Below are 10535 nucleotides of genomic sequence, written 5' to 3' on the forward strand. Positions count from 1 at the left end.
TTAATAAACAAACCACTTGAAAGCAGCCAGTCCGGCCAGCGCAACCACAGTAAAAATAAACGCCGCCATGTACGCAAGCATCACAGCTTTTTTGATGGTTGCGCCGGACAACTCCATCCCGCCATCGCCTATTAGCGGACTTCCATGGATCGTTCCGTCATAGCTTCGCGGTCCGCCAAGTGTTACCTCCAGCGCTCCGGCGAAGGCCGCCTCGGTCAATCCGGAATTGGGGCTTGCGTGCTTGCGGCCATCACGGAGCCATATCTTCAATGCGCCTGATGCGTCCATCTTTAATATTAACGCGGCCAGGAGAACCACCGGCGCCGTGAGCCGGGCGGGGATGTAATTGAGCGTGTCGTCCAGCCTCGCCGCCGCCCATCCGAAATTTATGTATCGCTGATCTTTGTGGCCGAACATGGAATCGAGCGTGTTGGCCGCCCGGTACGCCATCGCCGCCGCCGGGCCTCCTATCGCGGCGAAGAATATGGGCGCGGTCACCCCGTCAACAACGCTTTCCGCCACGCTTTCCACGCAGGCGCGGGATATTCCTTCTCCGCCGAGGTCTTCCGTGTCCCGCCCCACGATCATCCCCACGCGCCGCCGCGCCTCGCCGATATCATTCCCGGCCAGCGCCGCATGCACCGCCATGGCATGACCGGAAAGGTCTTTTAGCGCGATGGACTGATAGATGATTATCACCTGTGCGGCAAAGCCGAGATAAATCGAGATTCTGGAAAGCGCCTCCACCGTTGCCCACGCAATCGCTCCGGTGCCTCCCACAATGATGACGGTGGCGAGGATTCCGGCGATCCGTTCATTGTTTATGGACTTGCGCAGTAACGTTTCGGCCCGAGCCGCCGCCGATCCGATGAGCCGCACCGGATGCGGAATATTTTCAGGGTCGCCCAGGGCAAGGTCCAGCAATACTGCGCCGATGAGCGCAAGCCCGCCCGTCACCTGATCGCATCCTCAAGCGCCGCCACGAGCTTTGCGTTCTCCTTCTCACCGCGCACCGCCACGCGGAAATAGCGGGAGCCAAGCCCCCGGAAATTATCGCACCGCCGGATGGCCGCCCCTTTTTTCAACATGCGCGAATAAAGCGCATGGCAATCAAGCCCGTCAACGTTTATCCTGGCCAGGATGAAGTTTGCGGCGGGCGGAAAAACGGTGAACGCGCCGATTGGGCCGATATTTTTTATAAGCTCGTCCCGCCTTTCACGGACGAATTTTTGCGACGCGGCCACGTAGCCGTCGTCCATTACAGCTCTGGCGGCGGCGGCCTGGGCAAAGGTGTTCATTGACCATGGCGGAATGTGGTCGCGTATCGCCGAGGCGATCTTTTCATCGGCGACAAGGTATCCCGCGCGCAGGCCGGGGATGCAGAAAAGTTTTGTAAGCGACACCACCACGATCACGTTGCCCGGCCGGCGTATGGCCAGCGAGTCAAACCCCTCCACGAATCCGCCGAAGGACTCGTCCACCACAAAAGCCGACGAAGGGGATGAAAGCGCCAGTTCTCTTAATTCGTCCCCGCCCATCACGTGGCCTGTGGGATTGTTCGGCCTGCCGATGAACACGATATCGCCATCGCGAATCGTTCTTCGCAACGCATCTGCGTGAATCGCAAAACTGTCCGCTTCGCGGCATTCGACGGTCTCCACCTCCATTCGCGCCAGCAGGCAGGCCTTTTCGTAATCGGTGTATGAGGGGACCGGTATCACTCCCCTTTTGACCCGCAACGCGGCGGGTATGGCGCGTAAAAGTTCCGTGGCTCCATTGCCGGGCACAATATTACTCTCCGGCTCGCCGGTCTTTTGCGACACAGCGCGGACGAATCCGGAAGCGCCCGGGTCTGGATATTTTGTGATGTCGCCGTAAACGTCGTCGAGCAGCGGTTTTAACCACGACGGCGGCCCAAGCGGATTGAGGTTGGCCGAAAAATCGGTGATTTCGCCCGGCTTAAGGCCGGACTCTTCCGCGTATCGCCCTGTGTCCCCCCCGTGGTAAAAAAGGCCGCCGTTCATATCGCCGCCGTCAAAAGCAACAGCGAGACGGTCTCGGTCATTTCGCAAAGGGCGCCGTATGTGTCCCCCGTCATTCCGCCGATCTTGCGGCGGCAATAAGCGCCGAAAGCGAAGAATGTAAATGTGACGCCGATCACCCAGGCAATCCCGGTGATCCCGGCCATGACGGCTCCAGCGGCGGCCATTATAGCCCACCACAACACCGAGCCTCGCGTATTGACGCCCGGCGCAAAAACGTTTCCAAGCCCATTGGCGCCGGACACATATGGATATATGGAAATCGCCGCCAGCATGGCGATGCGGCCCGCGAAAGGAGTCAAAATCAGCGCCGCGCACGTCACGTCCGGCTTAAGCGAGGCGATGGAGGCCGATTTTAGCGCCACCACGCTTGCCACCGCGAACACCCCCATGGCCCCGGTCCTGCTGTCTTTCATGATCTCAAAAATGCGTTCCCGGGCGGCGCCGCTCAGGAAGCCGTCCGCCGTGTCCGCAAGGCCGTCCATGTGCAGCCCGCCGGATACCCACGACATGGCGATCGCCGTGATCACCGCCGCCGGCAGTGGAGCGAAAAGGTGGATGGCGCCGTAGTTGATCCCGATCAACAGGACTCCTATTAAAAGGCCCACGGCGGGGAAATGGATGGCGCACCCGGCCATATACTTCGTCTCCCCACGAAGGGATTCCGGAACGGGTAACGCCGTCAGAAAGGCCAGCGCGGCCATGAAGCGCTTCATTTGTCCGAACGGGAAACACCGGCGGACTCGAACGTGGCCACTTCGTTGAGCACCCTGTGGGCCGCTTCCACGATGCACATGGCGATGGCCGCGCCGCTCCCTTCGCCTAGCCGCATGTTAAGGTCCAGGTGCGCCCGCAAGCCAAGATTGTCGAGCATGACCTTGTGCCCCGGCTCCACGCTAAGGTGCGCCGCGATCATGTAGTCCGCCGCGTCCTTGCATATCGCCTTGGCCACCAGCGCCGCCGCCGTGGAAATGAATCCGTCCACCACCACCGGCTTGCGAAGCGACGCGGCGCCAAGGATCAGCCCGGCCAGCCCGCCGATTTCAAATCCGCCAACCTTCGCCAGCACGTCCAGCCCGTCGGCCGGGTTTGGCCTGTTCACCGCCAGCGCTTTTTCCACGACGCCGACTTTGCGCCTCCGCTGGGCGTCGTCAATGCCGGTCCCGCGCCCGGTGACTTCATCGGGGGATTTGCCGGTGATGGCGGAGACTATGGCCGAGCTTGGGGTGGTGTTGCCGATCCCCATGTCTCCCGTGCCAAAAACGTCGGTGGAATCCGCCAGGGAAAGCGCTGTCTCTATCCCTGCGGTGACTGCGGCCTGCGCCTCTTCCCGGCTCATGGCGGGGCCGGAGGCTATGTTGGACGAGCCTTTGCGTATCTTTTTGACGATAAATTTTACCCCGTCGGCCATGGCGGAAAGGTCAGAGTCCACCCCCATGTCCACCACCACCACCCGCGCTCCGCTCACCCGCGCCAACGCGTTTACCCCAGCGCCCCCCGCGATGAAATTTGCCACCATCTGGGCGGTGACGTCCTTGGGATACAGGCTCACCCCCTCGGCGGCGACGCCGTGGTCCCCCGCCATCACCACGATTGTTTTCCGGGCCACGTCAAACTTCATGTCCCCGGCCATCCCGGCGAGTGATTCGGCCAGGTCCATAATCCTGCCCAACGCCCATTGGGGCATGGTAAGGCTCATAAGCCTGGCGCGCGCGTTCTCCCGCGCCTTTGCGCTTGCCGGTTTGATGGCGGAGACGGTCTTTTCTATCAGGTTCATCACGATCCTCCATTTTTAAGTGACAGCGGAATGCCGCTTATTAACATATAGACTCCATCCGCCATGGCGGCCGTCTGCTGGTTCGCCCTGCCCAGCAGGTCGCGATACGACCGCCCCATGGCGTTGTCCGGCACGATTCCCAATCCCACCTCGTTTGTGACAAAAATAAAATCGGCGCCCGATGCTTTTGCCTGATTTAAGAATTCGAGGGCCGCCGACGCGATATCGTTTTCCTTCACGCCGTCATGGGCCAGCATCATGTTGCTCACCCACAGCGAAAGACAATCCACTATCGCCACGCATCCGGCAGGGACGCTTTCTATGGCTCCGGCAAGGTCGAGCGGCTCCTCGATCACCGTAAAACCTTTCCCCTCCCGTTTCTTCATATGCAGCGCGATCCGCTCCGCCATCTCCCCGTCGAGAGCCTGCGCCGTGGCGATAAAATAACGCGCCCGGCCGCTTTTCTCGGCGAGGTTCTGGGCGAATGCGCTTTTGCCGCTGCGGCATCCACCTGTCACCAGAGTCAGCTTTCCCATTTTCCATTCCCCACAAGAGCCGTCAGCACTCCTTTGCCATTGTGCGTTTCCACCACAGCCCGCCCCCCCGGCGGCACATAAAACGCGGAATACTTGCTGTATTCCAGCCCAAGCATGTGGCATAGCATGTACCGGATCACCCCGCCGTGGGTGAACACCGCAACGCAACCGCCGTCCGCCCGATTGATAATTTCCGCCGAAGCAGACTCCACCCTGGCGCAAAAATCGCGCAGCCGCTCGCCGTTGGGAAAAGTAAAGTCCATGCCGCCGGATTTCAGGGAGGAATAGCTTTCCGGGAACATTCTTTCAATTTCATCCGGCGCGAGGTTTTCCCAATCGCCAAAGTCCGCCTCCGCCAGGCTCTCCATCACCTTCACGGGCAGGCCGGTCAAAGCGGCCGTGGCAAGGGCGGTGCTGTGGGCGCGTTTTAAGGGGCTTGAGAAAATGGCGGAAGGTTTTTCGGGGATGAGATCTTTGGCCACCGTCTCCGCCTGCCTGATCCCATCGGGATCGAGCGGAATGTCCGAAACGCCGCAGAATCTCCCCTCGGCGGCGCATTTGGTGGAGCCGTGGCGGACTAAAATGATCTTGCCGGAACCGGTCATGCGGATTTCATCCGGCCAAACCGGGACGGAATGGAACAAACGCGCGTCATAACAATCCTCCATAGACAAATCAAGCCCATGGAGGGAGACTGCACCCGGTTTTCTTGGCCACCCTCGGCAGAAGCGTTCCGGCCCTTTCCCGGGGCCCAACTCTTCCTTCCAGCGTGGCAGGTCTTCTGGCTTGTGGATCGTCCTACCAGCTTCGCCTTCCCATCCCACTTATGGGGAAAGTGGCAAAAATGAAGCTTTCGTACCCACTTACAGCGGCGGGACCGCGGCCGGTTTTCACGGCCTTCCCTTTTCATCCCCCGCGGGGGAACCTTCGCCGGTGGATGGAGTATATATACAACCTGTGGTTGATTTCAAGATGGAAAGATTTAAAAGAGTGGCGTTAGGCAAAAGGAAAAGGGAAACAGCCTGCCCTTCGCTTGCTGGCTCCGGGTTTGAATAATTATCTATAAGCGTCTTTACGATGTTTTACGATCATTATCCTGACTATTTTTCGCGGCTCGTCTATTTCGTAGATCACGCGGTAATCGCCAATCCTGATGCGTCAATCGTGCGTTGAGTCTGATATTTTCCGGCAGCCTGAAGGGTGGGGGTCTTCGGAAAGCGCCTTGATGCGTTTAACTATTTTTTTATAATCTGGAGCTGAAAGCCGTCTTAAATCCTTTTCAGCCGACTTTTCAATCCAGATTTCATGCACAAGGAGGGCCTTCCTTCAGAAAATCGTCCAGTTTCCTGAATTTTTGCGGGCGTTTCCTGATTTTTTCCAGCGTCTTTATGTCTTCGCTGTCCTCCAAACGCTCCAGAATTTCTCGGTACTCGTCTATGTCGATTATCACGGCCGCCGGTTCACCGTTCCGCAAAACCACTTCAGGGGCGATTTTCTTCTTGCGTAACACTTTCATCCATATATCTCCATTGCCTGATCCGGATTATACAATATCGATGCATTCTTGTCCTCCGGGCTCCCGCCCGCCTAAAATTACCGTTGAAGACGGGGCTGATAGGATTCATAATGCTCTTTTCTTCAAAGAGGATGTGGATGCTCGGGTCGCTTATAAGAAAAGTGTTCGGGTCGAGAAACGACCGCGAATTGAAAAGGATACAGGCCTACGTGGACGCGGTGAACTCCCACGAGGGGGCCACAAAGGCCCTTTCGGACGACCAGCTTCGCGCAAAGACCGCCGAGTTCAAGGAGAGGATCGCCAACGGCGCCACGCTCGATGACCTGCTGCCGGAAGCTTTCGCTGTCGTGCGGGAGGCCGGGTGGCGCGTTCTGAACATGCGCCATTTCGACGTGCAGATAATCGGCGGCGTGGCCCTGCACGAAGGGAAGATCGCCGAGATGCGCACCGGCGAAGGCAAGACCCTTGTGGCCACGTGCCCGGTGTACTTGAACGCCCTGTCCGGACGCGGCGCCCACGTCATCACCGTCAACGACTACCTTGCCCGGCGCGACAGCGAATGGATGGGCAAGATATACAACTTCCTTGGCATGTCCGTCGGCGTGATCCAGCACGGGCTGGACGACGAGGAGCGCAAGGCGGCCTACGGGTGCGACATCACCTATGGGACCAACAACGAGTTCGGGTTCGACTACCTTCGCGACAACATGAAATTCTCCCTGGACAACTGTGTCCAGCGGGAGCTTAACTACGCGATCGTGGACGAGGTGGACAGCATACTCATAGACGAGGCGCGCACCCCGCTTATCATCTCCGGCCAGGCGGAGGAGTCCACCGACAAGTATTACACCATAAACAGGATCATCCCCAACCTCCTGAAAAAGGAGGTCTACTACACAATTGATGAAAAGGCGCGGCAGGTGATGCTCACGGAAGAGGGTATCGCCGTGGCGGAAAAATCGCTGGGGGTGGGCAACCTTTACGACCCGGAAAACGTTGAGGTGCTCCATCACGTGCAGCAAGGGTTGCGCGCCCACACGCTGTTCAAGCTGGACGTGGACTACGTTGTCAAGGACGGCAAGGTGGTGATAGTGGACGAGTTCACCGGAAGGCTCATGCCGGGCCGCAGGTGGAGCGACGGGCTGCACCAGGCCATAGAGGCCAAAGAAGGGGTGGAGATCGAGAACGAGAACCAGACCCTTGCCACCATAACGTTCCAGAACTTTTTCCGGTTATACAACAACCTTTCCGGCATGACCGGCACTGCGGACACCGAGGCGGCGGAATTCGCCGGCACATACAATATAGAAGTGCTGATTATCCCCACCAACCGCGACATGGTTCGCAACGACCTGGCCGACCAGATTTACGCCACCTCCAAGGAAAAATACGACGCAATAGTCAATCAGATCGCCGAGCTGCACAAGGAAGGGCAGCCGGTGCTGGTGGGCACCATCTCCATCGAAAAATCCGAGCATATCTCCAACATGCTAAAGCGCATGGGGGTCCGCCACAATGTGCTAAACGCCAAGCAGCACGAGCGCGAGGCGGAGATCGTGGCCCAGGCGGGAAGGCTTGGGGCCGTGACCATCGCCACGAACATGGCCGGGCGCGGCACGGACATCATTCTGGGGGGCAACCCGGACATGATGTTAAAGGCGCGCGGCATTCTGGAAGATGACGAAGGTTATGAAACGTCGCTTGCGGAAATACGCGGAATCTGCGCCGAGGAACACAAGGAAGTGGTCAAAGCCGGCGGACTGCATATCATCGGCACGGAGAGGCACGAGTCCCGCCGGATAGACAACCAGCTGCGCGGCCGCGCCGGACGGCAGGGGGACCCGGGGGCGTCCCGGTTCTACCTGTCGCTGGAGGACGACCTTATGCGCATATTCGCCTCCGACCGGGTGGCGGGCCTTATGAAAATGGGGATGGAGGAGGGCGAGCCCATCGAGCACAAGCTTGTCACCCGCGCCATAGAGAACGCCCAGCGCAAGGTGGAGGCGCACAACTTCGATATACGCAAGCACCTGCTCGAATACGACGACGTTATGAACAAGCAGCGCGAAGGGATATACGACCAGCGCCGCACGATCCTTTCCGGCGAGGGGCTTTTCGAGACGATACTGGACATGGGCAGGCAGGTGCTCGACGACGACATGGCCGCCCATACCCCCGAGGCCGCCCAGCCTGAAGATTGGGACTTTGCGGGGTTAAAAGACGCTTTGCTCCGCCATTTCGGAACGGAGATAACGGTGGACGAGGGAAACAACGTAACAGTGGCCGGCCAAAGGTTCGATTTCGCCACTGTCACTTTCCCCCCATTGCACGAGGCGCTGGAGAAGGAAGTTGTGACCAGGATGGAAGCGCGCCGGACACAGATGGGGGACGAAGGCTGGATGCAGATCGTCAAATACATCACCCTTAACATAGTGGACAACAACTGGCGGGACCATCTTTTGAACATGGACCACCTCAAGGAAGGGATCGGGCTTCGCGGCTACGCCTCCAAGAATCCCCTCAACGAATACAAGAAAGAGGGGATGGAACTTTTCATGGAGATGATAGACCGAATCCGGGAGGACAGCGTGGCCGCCCTGTGCCATGTGCGGGTGCAGACCCAGGAGGAGGCCCGGCATGAGCAGAGGCTGGTCCACCGCGCCGAACGGCGACGGGTGATCGAAAGTCACGGCCAGCCGGAGGAGCACAAACAGGAGACGGTGAAACGCAGCGCCAAAAAAGTTGGCCGCAACGATCCATGCCCCTGCGGGTCCGGCAAGAAATACAAGAAGTGCCACGGCGCGAACGAGTGAACGCCCACGCTGACGAAAACCTGTTAAAATCAGAGCATGGATAAAATTGAACTGGACATACCGCTTGAAAACATCGCCGATATCTGTAAACGGCACGATGTGTCCGAGCTGTCCGTTTTCGGCTCCTCGGTGACAGGTGGATATGGCGAGGATTCCGACGTGGATTTGCTTGTGCAGTTTGTTCCGGAATCCAGGATCGGTTTTATCGAGTTTTCAAAGATAGGCAGGGAGCTTTCCGAGGCCATTGGCCGGAAGGTGGACCTCGTCCCGAAAAACGGCCTTAAACCGGCGGTGCGTGAAGATGTCCTGGCCCACGCCAAAGTCATCTATGCGCGGTAACCGCCTTTACCTCGACGACATCATCCAGGGCGCCGGCGATATTGAAAGATTCATCAAGGGAAAAGGCGAAAGCGCTTTTCTCGCGGATGAAATATTAATGAGCGCCGTCCTTCAAAAACTGATAGTGATAGGTGAAGCGGCTGCAAGGGTGTCCACCACACTCAAACAACGCAGCCCCGGCGTTGAATGGGAGGACATAATCGCATTCAGGAATATCGCCGTTCACGCTTATTTCGCGGTTGATTGGAGAATCGTATGGAACGCCGCGGCGCTTGACGCTCCCGATTTGAAACGGAAGGTCGGAAAAATCGTTTAATTCCCGTAAGTAAAGGCCGCCTGAAAGACTGTTCAAATCGGCCATTATCATTGAAAACTCAAAATGTTCATTTTGCGCTGACCAAAAAAAACGCCGCCAGCCTTTTCAGACTGGCGGCGCGGGTAACGCCGGAAAAGGTTGTTACTGGAGGATGGACAGCCTCAGGTCGCTCACTGTGATGCCTCCGCTCACGCCCCAGGAGTAGCCCGGGAAAGCGCCGTTGCCCACATGGATGTAATCGGCGCCATAGAAGTCGCCGTGGGTGGAAATCCAGCCATCGTAGATATTCACATCGGTGGCCGAATCGTAAATTTTCACGCCCACGATCCCGTCGCCCCAACTGACTTCAAACCTGTAGACCGTGCCGCCGTTCCACTCGATGAACGTCTGCCGGTCCTGCTCTTCGCAGCCGCGCGCCCCGTTGGCCAGGGTGGTGGAGCAAGAGCCGTCGAACCTTTGGGTTATTATGCGCTCCTCGCTGGCGCCGCCGGCCCACATCGCGTACTGGAAGTTGGCTTCGTTGTTGCCGTTGCCCAGCATCTTGCCGAAGATGAGCCACATCATGTCACCAGGCAGCCTGCTGTCATCCAGGCCGACGACCTTGAAGGATATCCTGCCTTTAAGAAAGTTCGGTGCGCCGGAAAGGTCGAAGTTGTAATAATCCCCGCCGTTGGCGTAGGTGTACGGGCCGCAGTCCGCGCCGGTGGTCCACGCCGCGTTGTCGTGCGCGGCCACGCATTCCGTCGGCGCTGGTTCCGGAGTTGTCGTAGTGTCCGTGCTGGCGCTGGACGACGAGTCGGTAGATCCGCCTGCGGACGACGAACCGCCGGAAGTGGACCCGCAAGACGCGGTGAACACGGCCGAAGCCACCAATAACACTGCTACTGTGATTCTTTTCATCATGTCCATCTGCACAATCCGCCTTACATTAAAAAGTGAATGGAAAATACCAGACCTCCGGACCGGACGGCTGGCGCACACCCGCGCAATTTGAATGCAAAAAATATCCATTCATTTTAAATGCGCCCCGGATAAATGCAAGCAAAATATTGGCGCCTGTAGAGAGCACATAAACTGTCCGGGTCTGTAGCACATAAACTGTCCGGTTCTATGGTGTATCCAGGAGGAAACGCCATGAAGCGGACAGAGTGGTTACAGGAGACTCGGAAGATGAGGTTTTTAGAGGCGTTAACGGA

12 protein-coding genes and 1 riboswitch are annotated in these 10535 nt (G+C 58.2%); of the genes, 3 read left to right on the forward strand and 9 right to left on the reverse strand.

The features are described 5' to 3' along the window. The 8 genes from cobD to HZB29_05455 form a co-directional block, all read right to left on the reverse strand. A complete protein-coding gene (gene cobD, locus HZB29_05420) occupies positions 1-957 on the reverse strand; it encodes a cobalamin biosynthesis protein CobD (protein MBI5815031.1) in 957 nt (318 codons plus the stop codon). Beyond that, complete coding sequence (locus tag HZB29_05425; GenBank protein ID MBI5815032.1) at positions 954-2024, reverse strand: threonine-phosphate decarboxylase; 1071 nt, start codon at positions 2022-2024, stop codon at positions 954-956. The genes cobD and HZB29_05425 overlap by 4 nt, the downstream gene beginning before the upstream one ends. Next, a complete protein-coding gene (cobS, locus tag HZB29_05430; protein ID MBI5815033.1) occupies positions 2021-2758 on the reverse strand; it encodes an adenosylcobinamide-GDP ribazoletransferase in 738 nt (245 codons plus the stop codon). Before cobS ends, HZB29_05425 begins: the two co-directional genes overlap by 4 nt. After that, positions 2755-3819 carry a nicotinate-nucleotide--dimethylbenzimidazole phosphoribosyltransferase gene (gene cobT / locus HZB29_05435; GenBank protein ID MBI5815034.1) on the reverse strand — a complete coding sequence of 355 codons (1065 nt, stop codon included), beginning with the start codon at positions 3817-3819 and terminating at the stop codon, positions 2755-2757. Before cobT ends, cobS begins: the two co-directional genes overlap by 4 nt. Then, positions 3819-4355 carry a bifunctional adenosylcobinamide kinase/adenosylcobinamide-phosphate guanylyltransferase gene (cobU, locus tag HZB29_05440; protein MBI5815035.1) on the reverse strand — a complete coding sequence of 179 codons (537 nt, stop codon included), beginning with the start codon at positions 4353-4355 and terminating at the stop codon, positions 3819-3821. The genes cobT and cobU overlap by 1 nt, the downstream gene beginning before the upstream one ends. Continuing rightward, a complete protein-coding gene (locus HZB29_05445; protein ID MBI5815036.1) occupies positions 4343-4960 on the reverse strand; it encodes a histidine phosphatase family protein in 618 nt (205 codons plus the stop codon). The genes cobU and HZB29_05445 overlap by 13 nt, the downstream gene beginning before the upstream one ends. A gap of 148 nt (positions 4961-5108) precedes the next feature. Further along, a riboswitch (cobalamin riboswitch) is annotated at positions 5109-5299 on the reverse strand. A gap of 112 nt (positions 5300-5411) precedes the next feature. Then, entirely contained in the window at positions 5412-5510 is a 99-nt protein-coding gene (locus tag HZB29_05450) for a type II toxin-antitoxin system RelE/ParE family toxin (protein ID MBI5815037.1), read from the reverse strand. A 148-nt stretch (positions 5511-5658) separates the two neighbouring features. After that, the gene (locus tag HZB29_05455) at positions 5659-5871 is read right to left on the reverse strand and encodes a type II toxin-antitoxin system prevent-host-death family antitoxin (protein ID MBI5815038.1); all 213 of its coding nucleotides are present in this window, start codon (positions 5869-5871) and stop codon (positions 5659-5661) included. A 137-nt stretch (positions 5872-6008) separates the two neighbouring features. On the opposite strand from HZB29_05455, the gene secA reads away from it, so the two are divergent. The 3 genes from secA to HZB29_05470 are packed head-to-tail and all read left to right on the forward strand — an operon-like array spanning position 6009 to position 9339. Then, complete coding sequence (gene secA / locus HZB29_05460; protein MBI5815039.1) at positions 6009-8684, forward strand: preprotein translocase subunit SecA; 2676 nt, start codon at positions 6009-6011, stop codon at positions 8682-8684. Positions 8685-8720: 36 nt separating this feature from the next. After that, positions 8721-9023: a nucleotidyltransferase domain-containing protein gene (locus HZB29_05465; GenBank protein MBI5815040.1), complete on the forward strand. Its 303-nt coding sequence runs from the start codon at positions 8721-8723 to the stop codon at positions 9021-9023. Next, complete coding sequence (locus tag HZB29_05470) at positions 9013-9339, forward strand: DUF86 domain-containing protein (GenBank protein MBI5815041.1); 327 nt, start codon at positions 9013-9015, stop codon at positions 9337-9339. Before HZB29_05465 ends, HZB29_05470 begins: the two co-directional genes overlap by 11 nt. A gap of 141 nt (positions 9340-9480) precedes the next feature. On the opposite strand, the gene HZB29_05475 is transcribed toward HZB29_05470, so the two are convergent. After that, a complete protein-coding gene (locus tag HZB29_05475) occupies positions 9481-10248 on the reverse strand; it encodes a hypothetical protein (GenBank protein MBI5815042.1) in 768 nt (255 codons plus the stop codon). Positions 10249-10535: the final 287 nt, after the last annotated feature.

The organism is Nitrospinota bacterium, from assembly GCA_016235255.1.
In the GTDB taxonomy this organism is placed as follows: Bacteria; Nitrospinota_A; UBA7883; order UBA7883; family JACRLM01; genus JACRLM01.